Raw genomic sequence first — 16,873 nt, forward strand, 5'->3', positions numbered from 1 at the left:
CAGCTGGCGGGGACGGCGCAGCTGGGCTGGGGCGAGCCGCTGGCGCTGCAGGTCAAGCTGGGCTGGAGCCACGAATATGCCTCCACCTCGCTGCCGGTGTCGGCGACGCTGGCGGGAGCGCCGTCGACCTCGTTCACGACCTACGGCCTCTCGCCCCAGCGCGACGGGCTGCTGGTGGGCATGGGCGCCAGCACCGCCATCGCCCGGGCCACCTCGCTCTACGCCCGCTACGAGGGCCTGCTCTCCGGATCAGACTCCAGCCACGCCTTCACCGCCGGCGTCAGGATGACGTGGTGAGGCGCCGCCGTTCATAGGAGCGCGCTACAAAAGCGCGGAGGTTACTCCGCGCGGACGAGCGTCTTCAGGAGCGCAACTGGAGTTGCGCGCTCCCTTGAGGTTAGCCGCTCGCCTTCAGCAGGTTCTCGCGCAGTTTCACGATGTCGGCCTGCAGGCGGCGCAGTGTGTCGACCGACAGGCCTGACGCGTCGATGATGCAGCCGGGGATGTCGCGGGTCCTGGCCTTCAGCGCCTTGCCGGCAGCGGTGAGGCGGACCCGGACCTGGCGTTCGTCGGCGGGATCGCGACGGCGGGTGAGGAGGCCCATCGTCTCCAGGCGCTTCAGCAGCGGCGTCAGCGTGCTCGATTCCAGCAGCAGCGCCTCGCCCAGGCTGCCGACCGTGCGGTCGTCCTCGTTCCACAGCGCCACCATCACCAGGAATTGCGGGTAGGTGAGGTCGAGCTTTTCCAACAGCGGCTTGTAGACGCGATTGAAGGCATGGCCGGCCGAGTAGATGGCGAAGCACAGCATGTCGCTGACATCGAGGGCCGACGGGGATCTGGCGCTGGCGCCGGACATGGGATGTCTCCGGGCTCGAGATGGAAAGGACGACGACGCCTTGAATTAGATCGCGCACGATGAAATCGCAAGCACTTGACTCCGGACGTGGCCGATCCTAATTAAATCGTGCACGATATAATCGTGTTCGATCATAAGCATGAGGTCCGCCATGTCCGTGAAAGTCCTGTATCGCACCCAGGCCCGCGCCACCGGAGGCCGTGACGGCCAGGCCGGCACGCTCGACGGCAGCTTCGAGGTCAAGCTCGCCACTCCCAAGGAACTGGGCGGCGCCGGCGGTGCGGGCGCTAATCCCGAGCAGCTATTCGCGACCGGCTATGCGGCCTGCTTCCTGAGCGCGCTGAAGCTGGTGGCCGGGCAGGCCGGCGCCAAGGTCCCGGCCGACGCCTCGATCACCGCGACCGTCGGCATCGGCCCGCGCAGCGAAGGCGGTTTCGGGCTCGAGGTCGCGCTGGCCGTGTCGCTGCCGGGCGTGGAGCGGGCGCAGGCCGAGGCGCTGGTCGCCAAGACCCACCAGGTCTGCCCCTATTCGAATGCGACCCGCAACAATATCGACGTGGCGCTCAGCGTCGTCTGAGCGACCGCTTACTCTGCCGCCAGCGAGGCAGGCCCGGGCGCGAGACGCCTGGGCTTCTTGCGGGCGGCCTGGGCGGCGGATGGCGCGAAAGTGTCGAGCAGCGCGCCCGCCGCGATCTCGGCGGCATCGGCGACCGAGGAATCCTGCGTGACCATGGCGGCGACGATGGCGCCGTCGATCAGCAGCCCGATCTGGTGCGCCAGCGCCACCGCGTCTCCGGCGCCGGCCTCGGCCGCCAGCTTCTCGATATGGCCCAGCACGATCTTCTTGTGGCGGATGGCGATGGTGCGCATGCGGTCGTCCGCCTTGTCGTGCTCGCCCACCGCGTTGATGAAGGGGCAGCCGTAGAAGCGGCCGTCGCCGAACCAGGTCTTGAGCACGGGGAAGATGCGCCGCAGCCGCTCGCGGGCCGGCCCATCGCCCGCTTCGATCCCGGCGATGAACCAGTCGCGCCAGCGTTGGCCCTCGGTCTCCAGCACCGCCTCGATCAGCCCCTCCTTGGAGCCGAAGATCTTGTAGAGCGTCGTCTTGGCCGTGCCGGCCTCGGCGACGATGGCGTCGACGCCGGTTGCGTTGATGCCGTAGCGGCAGAACAGGTTCATCCCGGCATCGAGCAGGCGCTGGCGCGCACTGTCGCCGTCGGCCGCCTGGGCCGGTGCTGTCGCGCGTGCCGGCGCCTTGCCGGCCTTGCGGGGGGAAATGAGTGTCATTGCATTGCGCTCGCCCCGCATGATTAGTCCCTTTGCCCGAGCGCTGGCAACGTAACGCCGGTTGGGCAGGCTGGTGCGCAATCGCGCATCTCCGTGCCATGTCTTTGTGCAGCGCGCATTCCCTGCCTCCTTCCAGACCCCAACATCTTCGCCATTCCGGCGTCCCGTCCCCATGGATCGGCTGGCACGACTCATGCAGGAAACAGACCGGTTGGTAGCCTAAGGAGGATAATAATGGCCGTCGCTGCCGAGAAGGTCGTTCTCACCGGATGTCTCGCCCCCATCGACAAGGGCGGATTGGACAAGCTGATCGAGAGCGGCAAGGCGAACCCGAAAGTCGTCAAGACGCTGAAGTGCAAGACCGTCGCGGAAGGCAAGTTCAGGCACGCGAACTACATCCGCAACCTGCCCCCCTATATCGTCGACGAGCCGCCCGCCCTGCTGGGCGACGACACCGCGCCCAATCCGTCCGAGGCGTCGCTCGCCGCGCTGGGCTCGTGCCTGGCGGTCGGCCTGCATGCCAACGCGGTGCATCGCGGCTGGACCGTGCGCAAGCTCGAGCTGGAGCTCGAGGGCGACCTCAACATCACCGCCGTCTGGGGCACGGGCGATGTCAGCGACAAGCCGGTCGGCTTCACCGACGTGCGCGTGAAGGTGGCGATGGAATGCGACGGCGTCCCGTCGGCCGAGGTCGATGCCCTGATCGCCCACGTCAAGAAGTGGTCGCCGGTCGCCAACACCTTCACCCGGCCCGTCAACCTGACCGTCGGCGCCTGAGCCGTTTGCGGGAGACCTTCGCCATGACCGCGCTCGCTCTCGGACAGACCCTTGCCACCCCCGACCCGGCCGATCACCGACCGGGCGACGATCTGACCGACTGCGTGCGCGCCCTGGTGAAGGCCGAGCTCGCTCCCCTTACCGACGCGATCGACAAGGGCACGACCTATCCCGAGGCCGTCCTGCGGAAGCTGGGCGGGCTCGGGGCCTGGTCGACCCACCTGCCGGTCGACGGCGTGGCCGATCTGCGCACCGCGATCGCCACCATGGCCACGATTGGCGAATGCTGCGGCGCCACGGCCTTCATGGCCTGGTGCCAGGACACGCTGGCCTGGTACGTCGCCAACACCGACAACGCGACGCTCAAGGCCTGTCTGCTCGACCGCGTCGCTTCCGGCGCCACGCTCGGCGGCACCGGCCTGTCGAATCCGATGAAAAGCTTCTTCGGTATCGAGACGCTGAAGCTCAAGGGGCGCCGCGTCGCCGGCGGCTATGTCGTGCGCGGCACGCTGCCCTGGGTCTCCAACCTCGGGCCCGATCATCTGTTCGGCACCATCTTCGAGCTCGAGAACAAGCCCGGCGAGACGGTGATGTTCGTCGCCGACTGCGCCGCCAAGGGCGTCGTACTCCAGGCCTGCCCGCCCTTCCTGGCCATGGATGGCACCGGTACCTTCGCGGTGCATTTCCGCGACGCCTTCATTCCGGACGCGTTCGTGCTGGCCGCACCGGCGGCGCCGTTCGTGAAGAAGATCCGCGCCGGCTTCATCCTGCTGCAGGCGGGCATGGCCTTCGGCGTCATCCGCGACAGCATTGCCATCATGAAAAGCGTGCGATCGTCGCTCGGCCACATCAACGCCTATCTCGACGTGGCGCATCAGCCCGAGACGTTCGAGGCGATGCTGGCGGAGGAAGAGGCCGGGGCGATGGCCCTTGCCGCCACGCCCTACGATCCCAGCGACACCTATTGGGAAGCCGTGGTCGACGCCCGCCTGCGGCTCGGCGAGGCGAGCGTCGCGGCCGCCCATGCGGCGATGCTCCATTGCGGCGCGCGCGGCTACCTCAAGGGTCATCGCGCCCAGCGCCGCCTGCGCGAAGCCTACTTCGTCGCCATCGTCACCCCCGCCACCAAGCAACTCAGGAAGATGCTGTCAGACCGCAAGAAAGAGACTTCAGGCCAATAGAGGAAATGCCCGTCCCGCGCTCATCGCTCCTTGAACCGCTGATACCCATTGGAGGCTTGCATGACCGCTGTTCTGATCTCCGCCGCCGATCTTGCCGCGACGATGGCGTCGGAGCCGACCGTCCTCATCGACACGCGCAATCCCGACGCCTATGCCGCCGGCCACATTCCCGGCGCCGTCAACGTCCATGAGATCTTCACCTATCTCGCGACTTCGACGCCCGAGGGCATCGAGGAGCTGAAGACCAAGTTCGCCGACGCCTTTGCCAAGGCCGGCCTGTCGGGCCAGGAGACGGCCGTCCTGTACGAGCAGTCGATGAATTCGGGCTTCGGCCAGTCCTGCCGCGGCTATTTCCTGCTCAGCATGTTGGGCTATCCCAAGATCAAGGTCCTGCATGGCGGTTTCGATGCCTGGCTGGCGGCCAAGCTGCCGGTCTCGACCGAGGCGCCGGCGCCGACGCCCGCCGATTTCCCGATCGTGCCCGAGGCCGGCTCGATCCTGATCGACGCCAAGGCGATGCTGGCCGCGCTCGACCGGCCCGAGATCACGCTGCTCGATGTGCGCGACGTCGATGAATGGATCGGCGACAGCTCCTCGCCCTACGGCAAGGACTTCTGCCCGCGCAAGGGCCGCATCCCGGGCGCCGTGTGGCTGGAATGGTACCGCATGATGAAGCCGACGCCCGAAGGTCCGCGCTTCAAGTCGCCGGACGAGATCCTGGCCGAATGCGCCACCGTCGGCATCACCCAGGACACGCCGGTCTACCTCTACTGCTTCAAGGGCGCGCGTGCTTCGAACACGCTGCTGGCGCTCAAGAATGCCGGCGTGAAGGACGTCCGCATGTACTTCGGCTCGTGGAACGAATGGTCGCGCGATCCCGCGCTGCCGATCGAGGAAGGCTTCCCCGCGCCGGCGCCGGCCGCGGCTGCGAGCAAAGCGGCGTGAGCTTTGCTTCAGGCCTTGCGGGCGCGCCGTTGGGCGCGCCCCACGCGACAGATGACGGGAGCGCTTGATGACCGACCAGTTTGACCCCCGGCGCCACGGCCAGGGGCTTTGCACCTGCTGCGGGACCGAGCCGGCCGATGCGACTCTCAGCTGCGAGAGCACGCCTGCCGGCGCGCTCACGGCGGGCGAGCAGCGGCTGAAGAACCGGGTCGAGAATGCGCTGCTGCGCGCCATCCTGCCGCGCCCCGAGACGCGTCGGGCGTTCCTGCGGGCGATCGGCGGGGCAACGGCCGCCGCCGCCCTGGCCGAGGTCTTCCCGGTGGCGACCGCGGTCGAGGCCTTCGCCGAGACGCGCACGCCGGAGAAGAAGAAGCTCGCCGTCGGCTTCATCCCCATCACCTGCGCCACACCCATCATCATGGCGGCGCCGCTCGGCTTCTATTCGAAGCAAGGGCTCGAGGTCGATGTCGTGAAGACCGCCGGCTGGGCGGTGGTGCGCGACAAGACCATGAACAAGGAATACGACGCCTCGCACATGCTGGCGCCGATGCCGATCGCCATCTCGATGGGGCTGGGCTCGACCGCGCAACCCTTCACCGTGCCGGCGATCGAGAACATCAACGGCCAGGCGATCTGCCTGTCACTCAAGCACAAGGATCGTCGCGATCCGGCCTCGTGGAAGGGGCTGAAGCTTGCCATCCCGTTCGACTACTCGAACCACAATTACCTGCTGCGCTATTATCTGGCCGAGCACGGCCTCGATCCGGACCAGGACGTGCAGCTGCGCGTCGTGCCGCCGCCGGAAATGGTCGCCAACCTGCGCGCCGACAACATCGACGGCTTCCTGGCGCCCGACAACATCGTGCAGCGCGCGGTGTTCGACGGCATCGGCTTCATCCATATCCTGTCGAAGGAGATCTGGAATGGCCATCCCTGCTGCGCCTTCGCCGCCAGCGCCGCCTTTGCCACCGAGATGCCGAACACCTATGCGGCGCTGCTGCGCGGCCTGATGGAGGCCAGCGCCTATGCCTCCAAGCCCGAGAACCGCAAGCAGATCGCCGAGGCCATCGCGCCCGCCAACTATCTCAACGCCCCCGTCACGGTGCTGGAGCAGGTGCTGACCGGCACCTATGCCGACGGACTGGGCGGAGTGAAGAAGGATCCCGACCGCATCGCCTTCGATCCCTTCCCCTGGGAAAGCTTCGCGGTCTGGATCCTGACCCAGATGAAGCGCTGGGGGCAGGTGAAGGGCGATGTCGACTATGCCGGCATCGCCAAGAAGGTGTTCCTTGCCACTGACGCCGCCCGCGAGATGAAGGAGGTCGGCCTCACGCCGCCTTCCACCGTATCGAAGGGCTTCAGCGTCATGGGCAAGCCGTTCGACCCGTCTCAGCCCGAGGCCTACGTCAACAGCTTCAAGATCCGGAAAGCGGGGTGACGTGTCCGGTTCGTTGACGCTGCGCGCCGCGATCGTCTCCGTCGCGCTGTTCGCCGTCCTGCTGCTCGGCTGGCATCTGGCGACGCGCGGCTCGGGCGCGGCGGCCGGCATGGATCCGGAATACGCCAAGCTGATGGGCGCGACCGCGACCCAGGGAAAGTCGGCCATGCCGGGGCCGCTCGAGATCGGCGCCAAGCTGTGGGAGCACCTGTCGCGGCCGTTCTACGACAACGGCCCCAACGACAAGGGGCTGGGCATCCAGCTCGCCTATTCGATCGGGCGCGTGCTGCTGGGCTATCTGATCGCGGTCGTGGTGGCCATCCCGCTCGGCTTCCTGATCGGCATGTCGCCGCTGATGCACAAGGCGCTCGATCCCTACATCCAGATCCTGAAGCCGATCTCGCCGCTGGCCTGGATGCCGCTGGCGCTCTACACCATCAAGGATTCGAGCGTGTCGGCGATCTTCGTGATCTTCATCTGCGCCATCTGGCCGATGCTGATCAATACCGCCTTCGGCGTGGCGTCGGTGCGACGCGAGTGGATCAACGTGGCGCGCACGCTCGAGGTCGGAACGCTGCGGCGCGCCTTCACCGTGATCCTGCCGGCCGCGGCGCCCACCATCCTGACCGGCATGCGTATCTCCATCGGCATCGCCTGGCTGGTGATCGTCGCCGCCGAGATGCTCGTGGGCGGCACCGGCATCGGCTACTTCGTGTGGAACGAGTGGAACAACCTGTCGATCACCAATGTCATCATCGCCATCCTGCTGATCGGCCTCGTCGGCATGGTGTTCGACCAGCTCCTGGCCCGCGTCGCCCGCCTCGTGACCTTCCCCGAATGAGCGCCCGCGGATGAGCGACTTCATCTCGATCGAGGCGATCGCCAAGCGCTATCCGACGCGCGGCGGCGGTACCACGACCATCTTCGAGAATCTGTGGCTGTCGATGGGCCGCGGCGAATTCGGCTGCATCATCGGCCATTCCGGTTGCGGCAAGACCACCATCCTCAATGTCCTGGCCGGCCTCGACCGGCCGGACGACGGCACCGTCATCGTCGACGGCGAGGCGATCGACGGCACCAGCCTCGACCGCGCCGTCATTTTCCAAAGCCACGCGCTGTTTCCCTGGCGCACCGTGCTGGGCAATGTCGCCTTCGCGGTCAGTTCGAAGTGGCCGAAATGGAATGCGGCCAAGGTGAAGGCGCATGCCCGGGGCTTCATCGACCTGGTCGGCCTGTCGGGCGCGGAGGCCAAGCATCCGTCGGAACTGTCCGGCGGCATGAAGCAGCGGGTCGGCATCGCCCGCGCGCTCAGCATCTCACCCAAGATCCTGCTGATGGACGAGCCGTTCTCGGCACTCGATGCGTTGACACGCGGCACGCTGCAGGACGAGGTGCGGCGCATCTGCCTGGAGACGGGACAGACCACCTTCATGATCACGCACGACGTCGACGAGGCGATCTATCTCGCCGACAGGATCTTCCTGATGACCAACGGACCGGGAGCGGTGCTGGCGGAGGTGGTCGAGAACCCACTGCCCAAGGACCGCGTGCGCACCGACCTGCATCGCCATCCGCTCTACTATGCGACGCGCAACCACATCCTCGATTTCCTGGTGACGCGCAGCAAGACCTTCACCGCGGCGGCGAACGGCCACGATCCGCGCAACGTACCGGTGGTCCGGCCCGGCATCGGCGAGCCGACGCTCGTGGCGCTCGCGCCGGCCATCACCGACGACATCGCGCGGCCGGCGGGCATCACCGGCCGCCATTCGTGATCGCCCCTCAAACCAAGGAGAAGGACATGAAACGCTCGGACCTCACGGAGAAGCTGCTCGACATCAAGCGCGAGAAGGGCTGGAGCTGGAAATACATCTGCGAAAAGATCGGCGGCTACTCCGAGGTGCTGATCGTGGGCGCGATCCTCGGCCACATGAAGCTGACCAAGCCGCAGGCCGCCAATGCCGGCGAACTGTTCGGCCTCTCCAAGGCGGAGACGGCGATGCTGAACGAGGTGCCGATGCGCGGCGAGGGCACGCCGATGCCGCCGACCGATCCGCTGATCTATCGCTTCTACGAGCTGGTCATGATCAACGGTCCGGCCTGGAAGGCGCTGATCGAGGAGGAATTCGGCGACGGCATCATGTCGGCCATCGACTTCGACATGGTGATGGAGCGGCTGCCCGATCCCAAGGGCGACCGCGTCAAGATCACCATGTCCGGCAAGTTCCTGCCGTACAAATACTACGGCGCCAGCGGCAACGTGCCGGCCTACGGCTTCAAGGAGGAATAGCGGAGAGGGCGCTCCGCTAAAACTTCCCAGCCACGATGCGTCCGCCGAGCGCCCAGCGATGGACCTCGGACGGGCCGTCGTAGATGCGGAAGGCGCGCACGTCGCGGAAGATGCGCTCGACCACCGTGTCGCGAGTCATGCCGAGGCCGCCCAGGATCTGCAGGCAGCGATCGGCCACGCGGGCGATCGCCTCGGAGCAGATCACCTTGGCCATCGAGCTCTCGCTGGCCGCCTTGTTGCCCTTGTCGAGCAGCCAGGCACAGTGCCAGATCGCCAGCCGGGCGAGATGGATGTCCATGGCATTGTCGGCCAGCATGAAGGAGACGCCCTCATGCTCGCCGAGCTTCTTGCCGAAGGCGACGCGGTCGCGTGCATAGGCGGTGGCGATGTCGTGGGCGCGATTGGCCGATCCCAGCCAGCGCATGCAATGGGTGAGGCGGGCGGGCGCCAGCCGGACCTGGGCGTAGCGGAAGCCCTTGCCGATCTCACCGAGCACCGCATCGGCCGGCAGCCGCAGGTTGGTGATCTCGAGTTCGCCATGGCCGCCGGTGAAGCTCGAATCCATCGTGTCCAGCGTGCGGCTGATGCGGATGGCAGGATCGGGCAGGTCGGCCAGGAACATGGTGGCGTGGCCGTCCATCGGACCGCCCTCGTTCTTGGCCATGATGATGGCGCAGCCCGCACCCTCGGCGCCGGTGATCAGCCATTTGCGGCCGTTGATGACCCACTCGTTGCCGTCGAGCCGGGCCGTGGTTGAGAGCAATGCCGGATCGGAGCCGGCGCCGCCCGGCTCGGTCATGCAGAAGATCGAGCGGATCTCGCCGGTCGCCATGCGGCGCAGGAAGTGCTGGCGCTGGTCGGGTCGCGCCACGACGTCGAGCAGGTGGATGTTGCCCTCGTCCGGCGAGGCGCAATGGATCGCCATCGGACCCAGCATCGAATAGCCGGCCGCCTCGAACACCAGCGCCTGGCCGACCGTCGACAGGTCTCGGCCGCCGAACTCCGTCGGCACATGCGGCGCGAACACGCCGGCCTTGCGGGCCAGGTCGTTCAGCTCGCGGCGCATCTCGTCGGTCGGGCCGTGCGCGGTCCAGCGCGGATCGGTCTCGTAGGGGATGACCGTTTCCGTGACGAAGCGCTTCACCTTGTCGGCAAGCTCCACCAGCTCGGCGGGCGGTTGGAAGTTGAGATCCAAGGGTGTCGTCGCGCTCACGTCGTTCCTCCGTATTTTCGGGCGCTTCCCTAGCACGGTTTCCGGGACCGGAGCGCAGGGACCGCGTCTGGTGCTTCACTTGGTGTGACGTGCTCTGGTATGGCTGCCATTCCAGACGCTAATAACTATTAACCGCAATGAGATTGCGAGGCAGTCGCGATTAAAACATAATCCCTAGGATTGTTCTGGCTTTTCATACGGGGTGAGATGGATGCGTCGGTGCCGCTCGATAGGGAAGGGGCGCCCCCTTGCCTCGCTGATTGCAGCCATCCTTCTCGGAACGGTACCTGTCGCGCAGGCCGCGCCGCCGCCTCTGGCAGTGCCTGTCAGCTCGCAGGATGTGAGTGCCGGCGGCCAGCGGACTTTCTCGGGTTACCTCAGCAGCCTCGAGCGCAGCAACTATCTCTTCGGCGATCTCTTCGGTCTGCGGACGGCACTGTCCAAGATCGGCATCTCGGTGGCTTTCCAGGAAACCAGCGAGGTGATCGCCAATGCGACCGGCGGCACCTCCACCCAGCCGGCCTATGACGGGCTGACGCAGATGATCATGCAGCTCGACACCCAGCGCGCGTTTGGCTGGTACGGCGGCCTGTTCAACGTCAGCGGCCTGCAGCTGCACGGCTATAACCTGAGTGCCAACAACCTCCTGCAGTACCAAACCGCCAGCGGCATCTCCGGCGATCCGGCCACTCGACTGTGGGAGCTCTGGTACCAGCAGAAGTTTCTGCCCGAAGACCGGCTGGACATTCGGGTCGGCCAGCAGAGTCTCGATCAGGAGTTCATGGTCAGCCAGAACGGCCTGTACTTCATGAACACCATGTTCGGCTGGCCGATGATCCCCTCCGCCGTGCTGCCCGGCGGTGGGCCGGCCTATCCGTTGTCGGCCCTGGGTGCGCGCGTGCGCTATCGCCCGGTCAATTCGGTAACCGGCCTGTTCGGCATCTACAACGGCAGTCCGACCTGGACCAGCGAGGGCGACGCCCAGAAGCTCAATCCGTCCGGGACGTACTTCGGGACCGGCGACGGCGTCATCATGTTCTTCGAACTCCAATTCGCCTATCCATCGCTGGGCGCCCTCGAGGAGCCCGGCAGCAGCGGTCCTCCGCGCGGCCATACCTACAAGATCGGTGCCTGGTACAATTCGCTGGGCTTCAACGATCTGCGCTACGACAACACTGGCCTGTCGCTCGCGAACCCCAATACCACGGGCGTGCCGAAGACCCATTCCGGCAATTACTCGATCTACGCCGTCGCCGATCAGATCCTGTGGGTGCAGGGCAGCGACCCAGCTCGCTCGCTGAGTGCCTTCGCGCGCGTGATGTGGGCGCCGCTGGCCGACCGCAGCGTGATCGACTTCAGCATGAACGCCGGCCTCGTCTATCACGACCCGCTGCCCAATCGGCCCGACGATATCCTGGCGCTCGGCATGGGGTACGCTCATGTCAGCTCGGCTGCTTCAGGCCTCGACGCCGACACGATCTTCTACAATCAGCAGGCCGGAACGCCGGTGAACCAGATGGTTCGCCGCAGCGAGACGTTCGTCGAGCTCACCTACATCGCCCAGGTCCGGCCTTGGTGGCAGATCCAGCCGGACTTTCAGTACGTGTTCAATCCCGGCGGCGGAATTGTGAATCCGAACAATCCCACCCAGGCGGTCGGCAACGAATTCATCGTCGCCATGCGTACCAACATCCTGTTCTAGAGGATTCATGCTCTTGCCTTCGAAAATCCCCAACACTGTTCTCGGCCTGCTGGCTGGCGTGGCCGTCGTGGTGTCGGCCCACGCCGAGCCGCGGGGCTATCTCGAAACCGTCAACCGGCACACGACCTTGACGTCGACCGTTGCCGACAACGGGGACCTCAATCCCTATGCGGTCGTCGTAGCGCCTGTCTCCGCCGGCAAGGTCGAGAAGGGCGACGTGCTGGTCGACAATTTCAACAACGTCGCCAATCTTCAGGGCACCGGCACGACCATCATCGGCTATCGCCCGTCTACCAAGCAGACTTACCTGTTTGCCAAGATTCCCGTGAATCTTGCCCAGTGTCCCGGCGGTGTCGGCTTGTCGACGGCGATGACCATGTTGAAGACAGGCTGGGTGATCGTCGGCAGTACGCCCAGCAAAGATGGCACCACCGCCACCAAGGGCGATGGCTGCCTCCTGGTTCTCGATCCCAACGGCAACCTAGTGTCGGCATGGTCGGGCCCCACGATCAACGATCCCTGGGGCAACATGGCGGTGGTCGACGACGGTGCGCACGTCATCCTGTTCGTCAGCATGGCGGGCTTCGATGTTCCGTCGCCGCGCGTCATCGATCCCGCCACGAGGTTGCCGGTTGTCGTGCACAAGGCCACCGTGCTGCGACTGGAGCTCTCGATCGCCGCCGGCAAGCCGCCGCAGATGGTGAGCCAGACGGTCATCGCCGACGGCTTCGCGCAGCGCGCCGACGTTGACAACTTCCTGCTCGGGCCGACCGGACTGGCGCTCGGGCGGGACAACACGCTCTATGTCACGGACGGTCTCGACAACGTCATCACGGCCATTCCCGATGCGACGACCCGCACGACGAGCGCCGGTGTCGGACGAATCGTCACCCAGGGCGGGCTGCTGTCCTGGCCGCTGGCGATGACTTGGACGCCCGACGGCCATCTGCTGGTCTGTAACGGCAAGGACGGGCGCGTGGTCGAAGTCGATCCGGTCGCCGGCAAACAGATCTACGCCCGCTGGCTGAATACCAACCAAGCGCAGTCGCCACCCGGCAACGGCAACCTGTTCGGCATCGCGATGGCTCCCGATAGCAGTGGCATCTACTACGTCATGGACGACGTCAACACGCTGATGAAGGAAGCCCGATGAGCGACGATAGAGACCCGGGCACGCGGCGGCGCGGCTTTCTGACCGGCGTTGCCGGCGTTGTCGGCGCCCTAGGGGCGGCGTCCGCGGCTTCGGCGAAGGAGAACATATCGCCCGTGGCGGTGGCCACGGCGGGCAAGGACATCCTGCCATTCCATGGCCTGCACCAGAACGGCATCGCGACGCCGATGCAGGGCCATGCCTATTTCGCCACCTTCGATCTGGTGACGGAGAAGCGTGCCGACATCGTCAGCCTGATGAAGGTGTGGACCACGGCTGCGGCCCGGCTGACGACAGGCGAGACGGCGCAGCCTCTCGACGCCGGCCTGAAGCCGGCGGTGGCCCCTCCTGCCGGGGGACGGTACGATGCTTCTTACCTGACGCCGGCGGCCGGCAAGGCCGGCGGCGAGGGGGGAGAAACGCTCGGCCAGCCGCCGACGGGGCTCGGCGACACTCAAGGTCCAAACGCCGTTGCGGCCGACAGCGGCGAATCGCTTGGCCAATCGCCGGCCAAGCTGACCATCACTTTCGGCTTCGGTGCCGGACTGTTCGTCAAGGACGGCAAGGATCGCTATGGCCTTGCCGCGCGACGACCAGCCGCGCTCGTCGACCTGCCGAAATTCGTCGGCGACCAGCTCGTCGAGGGCAGCACAGGCGGCGATCTCCTCGTCCAGGCTTGTGCCGACGATCCGCAGGTCGTGTTTCATGCCGTACGGCAGCTGGCGCGTCTTGCCGAAGGGGTAGCCCAGATCCGCTGGGCCCAGACGGGCTTCGTGCCGGGCTTCGGCAATGGCGAGACGCCGCGCAACCTGATGGGCTTCAAGGACGGCACCAACAATCCGGCGATCACCGATCCGAAGGCGATGGACGAATTCGTGTGGGTGGGCACGGAGGGCCCGGACTGGATGCGCGGAGGCACCTATGCCGTCACGCGCCGGATCCGCATCGCACTCGAGCGATGGGACCAGATGAAGGTCGCGTTCCAGGAAGAAACGGTCGGTCGTCACAAATATTCCGGCGCACCGATCGGCAAGGACAAGGAGTTCGACGCGTTCGACTTCGACGCGAAGGACAAGGACGGCAACCCCCTGACTGCCGAGAACTCCCATGTCCGGCTCGCCGCGCCGGCGACCAACGACGGCGCGCAGATCCTGCGGCGCGGCTATTCCTACAATGACGGCGTCAACCTGACGGCCGAACGCTGGCCACCGTGGCGACAGGGCCTCGAATACGACGCCGGCCTTTTCTTCGTCTGCTACCAGCGCGATCCGCGGACCGGCTTCATCAAGGTCTTCGAGCGCATGGCGAAGTTCGACATGATGAACCAGTTCGTCACTCATGTCGGCAGCGGTCTCTTTGCCTGTCCGCCCGGAGCAGCGGCCGACCGCTATATCGGCCAGGCTCTGTTCGAGACCGCCTGAAGCGTCCACTTCGCCGGCTTTGTCGATCCGAGCCGTCTCCATCCCGTCGAAGACGGACCCGGAGGTTCGAGTCCTGATCGGCCAGGATACAACTTATACGTGCTTTACTACCTGTCGTATCGTTCTATGATTGTTCTCCTTCGAGGGACGGAGAGCGACATGCAGGCGAAGGTGCGAACGGTGGCGTTTCAGGGTGTGGAGGTGCTGCCGGTCGATGTCCAGGTGATGATCGCGCCGGGCACCGTGGCCTTCGCCGTCGTCGGGCTGGCGGACAAGGCGGTGGGTGAGAGCCGCGAGAGGGTGCGGGCGGCGCTACGGGCCCTGGGGTTGGCCCTGCCGCCGCAGCGCATCACCGTCAACCTCTCGCCGGCCGATCTCGCCAAGGAGGGCAGCCACTACGACCTGCCGATCGCACTCGGACTCCTGGTGGCCATGGGTGTGCTCACCAAGGAAAGCGTCGGGGGCTTCGTCGTGTTGGGCGAGCTGGCGCTCGACGGGACACTCACGCGGGTGCCCGGTGTGCTGCCGGCTGCCATCGCTGCCGCTGCCACGGGCCGGGGGATCATCTGCCCCTCGGCCTGTGGCGGCGAGGCGGCGTGGGGCGGTTTCCGGCCCACCGATGACGAGCGGCGGGCTGTGCTCGCGGCGCCGACGCTTCTGTCGCTGATCAACCATCTGCGTGGCCAGCAGACCTTGGCCGCACCGCAGGCCCTGATGGCGGAGGATACGGTCTCCTATCCCGATCTCGCCGAGATCAAGGGCCAGGAGACGGCCAAGCGCGTGCTCGAAGTCGCCGCGGCGGGCGGTCACAACCTGCTGATGATGGGCCCGCCGGGCTCCGGCAAATCGATGCTGGCGGCGCGCCTGCCCGGGCTGCTGCCGCCGCTCGAGCCAGAAGAGGCGCTGGAAGCTACGATGATACGCTCATTGGCCGGCGAGGGCGGCGACGGACGTCTGTCGCGACGCCGTGCCTTCCGCGACCCCCATCATTCGGCGACGCTGCAGGCGCTGGTTGGCGGCGGCCTCCGCGTCAGGCCCGGCGAGGTATCGCTGGCGCATCACGGCGTGCTGTTCCTCGACGAGCTGCCGGAATTCAGTCGCGCGGCGCTCGAAGCGCTGCGCCAGCCGCTCGAAACCGGCCGGGTCACCATCGCCCGGGCCGCCGCCCACGTCACCTATCCCGCACGGTTCCAACTCATCACGGCGATGAATCCCTGTCGTTGTGGCCATCTCGCCGAGCCGGGTCGCAGCTGCGGTCGGGCGCCGCGCTGCGGAGTCGATTATCAAGCCAAGCTGTCCGGTCCGCTGCTCGATCGCATCGACCTCTGCATCGACGTCCCGCGCGTTGACGCCGCGGATCTTGCGCTGCCGCCGCCCGCGGAGAGTTCGGCCGACGTCGCGGCCCGCGTGGCTGCCGCCCGGACGGTTCAGCGCGAGCGCCTGGCCGCCTTCGAGAAGAAGGCACCGCTACCGGAGATCGAGCCCGAGCCATCCGCCGGCCTGCTGTCGGAACGGGCGCGCTCCTGGAGCAAGCCACGCTGCAATGCCGATACCGACGGTGCGGTGCTGGCGGCCATCGCCGAGCCCGATGCCGAAGGACGAGCGCTGCTCACGCGCGCCGCGGAGCGTCTCGGCCTGTCGGCGCGCGCCTGGCATCGCACCTTGCGGGTGGCGCGGACGCTGGCCGATCTCGACGGCTCCAATGCCGTTCGTCGCCTGCATATTGCCGAGGCCCTGTCCTATCGCCGTGCCGAGTCGCGTCCTGCTCTGGCGGCTTGACGCCCGATGACTTTCTGATCGGCGGCAAAAGCGATCGCTGCCTCAGATCGAGATCACCATGCCGTCCTCGGCCGCCTCGCAGTCGAGCGAGCGACGTCGTTCCAGCATTTCCGGCCCCATATGGGTCACGATCACGCGTTTGGCGCCGATCGACGGCAGCTGCGCCGACAGGACCGCATAGTCGAGATGGAACTTGATCGGCTTGGCGCTGGAATAGGCTTCCGCGACGAAGAGATCGGCACCGCGCGCTGCCTCGGCGAGTTCGTCGACCCACTCCGTATCGCCCGAGTAGCACACCACCTTGCTCTCGACGGCGATACGCAGGGCAAAGGGCGGTGCACCGCAGGGATGCTTCATTAGGTGTGGGGTGACCTCGATGGCGCCGATCCGATGCGGCACGCGCGGTTGCATCTCCTGTACCTCGACCGCGAAGCGGCGCTCGACCTTGGTCGAGCCCGGGAAAAAGGTCTCCATGGCCGTCTCGAGGCGGGTACGCAGACCGGGCGGTCCGGCGATGACGAGCGGTGCCGTTCGGCGGCTGACCAGCTGCGCCTCGAGAATGAAGAACGGCAAGCCGCCGAAATGGTCGCCATGCAGGTGCGAGATCACGATGGCATCGATGCTGTTGGGCTCGATGCCCCATCGCCTCAGGGCAACCATCGTCGACGCGCCGCAGTCGATCAGGAACGAGCCCTGTCCGTGACGTACCTGGAAGCAGGTATTGAAGCGCCCGCCGCTGCCGAAGGCGTCTCCCGATCCCACGAACTGAAGTTCCATCGGCTGTCTCCGGATTGCATTTCGTGTAATGTATCGCCATTAGATCGCAAAATGCAA

General features: G+C 66.4%; 17 protein-coding genes. 13 read left to right on the forward strand and 4 right to left on the reverse strand.

Annotated elements, in window-relative coordinates; translation table 11 throughout:
• On the forward strand, window positions 1-297 hold a 297-nt coding region (locus B5D62_RS31855; protein WP_139374204.1), incomplete at its 5' end, for an autotransporter domain-containing protein.
• A 100-nt stretch (window positions 298-397) separates the two neighbouring features.
• Here the strand turns inward: B5D62_RS31855 and B5D62_RS31860 are convergent.
• The gene (locus tag B5D62_RS31860) at window positions 398-856 is read right to left on the reverse strand and encodes a MarR family winged helix-turn-helix transcriptional regulator (protein ID WP_085938135.1); all 459 of its coding nucleotides are present in this window, start codon (window positions 854-856) and stop codon (window positions 398-400) included.
• A gap of 151 nt (window positions 857-1,007) precedes the next feature.
• On the opposite strand from B5D62_RS31860, the gene B5D62_RS31865 reads away from it, so the two are divergent.
• Window positions 1,008-1,433 (forward strand): organic hydroperoxide resistance protein, encoded by a 426-nt coding sequence (locus B5D62_RS31865; protein ID WP_085938136.1) that lies wholly within the window; start codon window positions 1,008-1,010, stop codon window positions 1,431-1,433.
• Between the two features lie 8 nt (window positions 1,434-1,441).
• On the opposite strand, the gene B5D62_RS31870 is transcribed toward B5D62_RS31865, so the two are convergent.
• The gene (locus tag B5D62_RS31870; RefSeq protein WP_085938196.1) at window positions 1,442-2,143 is read right to left on the reverse strand and encodes a TetR/AcrR family transcriptional regulator; all 702 of its coding nucleotides are present in this window, start codon (window positions 2,141-2,143) and stop codon (window positions 1,442-1,444) included.
• Between the two features lie 234 nt (window positions 2,144-2,377).
• On the opposite strand from B5D62_RS31870, the gene B5D62_RS31875 reads away from it, so the two are divergent.
• The 7 genes from B5D62_RS31875 (at window position 2,378) to cynS (ending at window position 8,774) form a co-directional block, all read left to right on the forward strand.
• Window positions 2,378-2,920, forward strand: coding sequence for an OsmC family protein (locus B5D62_RS31875; RefSeq protein WP_085938137.1), 543 nt, complete (start codon window positions 2,378-2,380; stop codon window positions 2,918-2,920).
• Between the two features lie 23 nt (window positions 2,921-2,943).
• Window positions 2,944-4,101: an acyl-CoA dehydrogenase family protein gene (locus tag B5D62_RS31880; RefSeq protein WP_085938138.1), complete on the forward strand. Its 1,158-nt coding sequence runs from the start codon at window positions 2,944-2,946 to the stop codon at window positions 4,099-4,101.
• 60 nt (window positions 4,102-4,161) lie between these two features.
• On the forward strand, window positions 4,162-5,046 hold the full coding sequence (locus B5D62_RS31885; RefSeq protein ID WP_085938139.1) for a sulfurtransferase: 885 nt from the start codon (window positions 4,162-4,164) through the stop codon (window positions 5,044-5,046).
• Window positions 5,047-5,113: 67 nt separating this feature from the next.
• Window positions 5,114-6,484: a CmpA/NrtA family ABC transporter substrate-binding protein gene (locus tag B5D62_RS31890; protein WP_085938140.1), complete on the forward strand. Its 1,371-nt coding sequence runs from the start codon at window positions 5,114-5,116 to the stop codon at window positions 6,482-6,484.
• A gap of 1 nt (window position 6,485) precedes the next feature.
• On the forward strand, window positions 6,486-7,325 hold the full coding sequence (gene ntrB, locus B5D62_RS31895) for a nitrate ABC transporter permease (protein WP_085938141.1): 840 nt from the start codon (window positions 6,486-6,488) through the stop codon (window positions 7,323-7,325).
• 10 nt (window positions 7,326-7,335) lie between these two features.
• Window positions 7,336-8,259, forward strand: a complete 924-nt coding sequence (locus B5D62_RS31900) for an ABC transporter ATP-binding protein (RefSeq protein ID WP_085938142.1) — start codon at window positions 7,336-7,338, stop codon at window positions 8,257-8,259.
• Window positions 8,260-8,285: 26 nt separating this feature from the next.
• On the forward strand, window positions 8,286-8,774 hold the full coding sequence (cynS, locus tag B5D62_RS31905; protein WP_085938143.1) for a cyanase: 489 nt from the start codon (window positions 8,286-8,288) through the stop codon (window positions 8,772-8,774).
• A 16-nt stretch (window positions 8,775-8,790) separates the two neighbouring features.
• Here cynS and B5D62_RS31910 read toward each other — a convergent pair whose 3' ends face one another.
• On the reverse strand, window positions 8,791-9,987 hold the full coding sequence (locus tag B5D62_RS31910; protein ID WP_231715017.1) for an acyl-CoA dehydrogenase family protein: 1,197 nt from the start codon (window positions 9,985-9,987) through the stop codon (window positions 8,791-8,793).
• A gap of 211 nt (window positions 9,988-10,198) precedes the next feature.
• Here B5D62_RS31910 and B5D62_RS31915 point away from each other — a divergent pair, with 211 nt between their 5' ends.
• The 4 genes from B5D62_RS31915 to B5D62_RS31930 all read left to right on the forward strand — a co-directional run bounded on the left by B5D62_RS31915 (window position 10,199) and on the right by B5D62_RS31930 (window position 16,039).
• Window positions 10,199-11,689: a carbohydrate porin gene (locus B5D62_RS31915; RefSeq protein ID WP_085938145.1), complete on the forward strand. Its 1,491-nt coding sequence runs from the start codon at window positions 10,199-10,201 to the stop codon at window positions 11,687-11,689.
• A 13-nt stretch (window positions 11,690-11,702) separates the two neighbouring features.
• Window positions 11,703-12,842, forward strand: coding sequence for an NHL repeat-containing protein (locus tag B5D62_RS31920; protein ID WP_231715018.1), 1,140 nt, complete (start codon window positions 11,703-11,705; stop codon window positions 12,840-12,842).
• Window positions 12,839-14,260 (forward strand): Dyp-type peroxidase, encoded by a 1,422-nt coding sequence (locus B5D62_RS31925; RefSeq protein WP_085938147.1) that lies wholly within the window; start codon window positions 12,839-12,841, stop codon window positions 14,258-14,260. The genes B5D62_RS31920 and B5D62_RS31925 overlap by 4 nt, the downstream gene beginning before the upstream one ends.
• Window positions 14,261-14,419: 159 nt before the next feature.
• Window positions 14,420-16,039 carry a YifB family Mg chelatase-like AAA ATPase gene (locus B5D62_RS31930; protein WP_085938148.1) on the forward strand — a complete coding sequence of 540 codons (1,620 nt, stop codon included), beginning with the start codon at window positions 14,420-14,422 and terminating at the stop codon, window positions 16,037-16,039.
• 42 nt (window positions 16,040-16,081) lie between these two features.
• On the opposite strand, the gene B5D62_RS31935 is transcribed toward B5D62_RS31930, so the two are convergent.
• Window positions 16,082-16,816 carry an MBL fold metallo-hydrolase gene (locus tag B5D62_RS31935; protein ID WP_085938149.1) on the reverse strand — a complete coding sequence of 245 codons (735 nt, stop codon included), beginning with the start codon at window positions 16,814-16,816 and terminating at the stop codon, window positions 16,082-16,084.
• Window positions 16,817-16,873 lie beyond the last annotated feature (57 nt).

The sequence above is a fragment of the Enhydrobacter aerosaccus genome (assembly GCF_900167455.1).
Lineage (GTDB): Bacteria > Pseudomonadota > Alphaproteobacteria > Reyranellales > Reyranellaceae > Reyranella > Reyranella aerosaccus.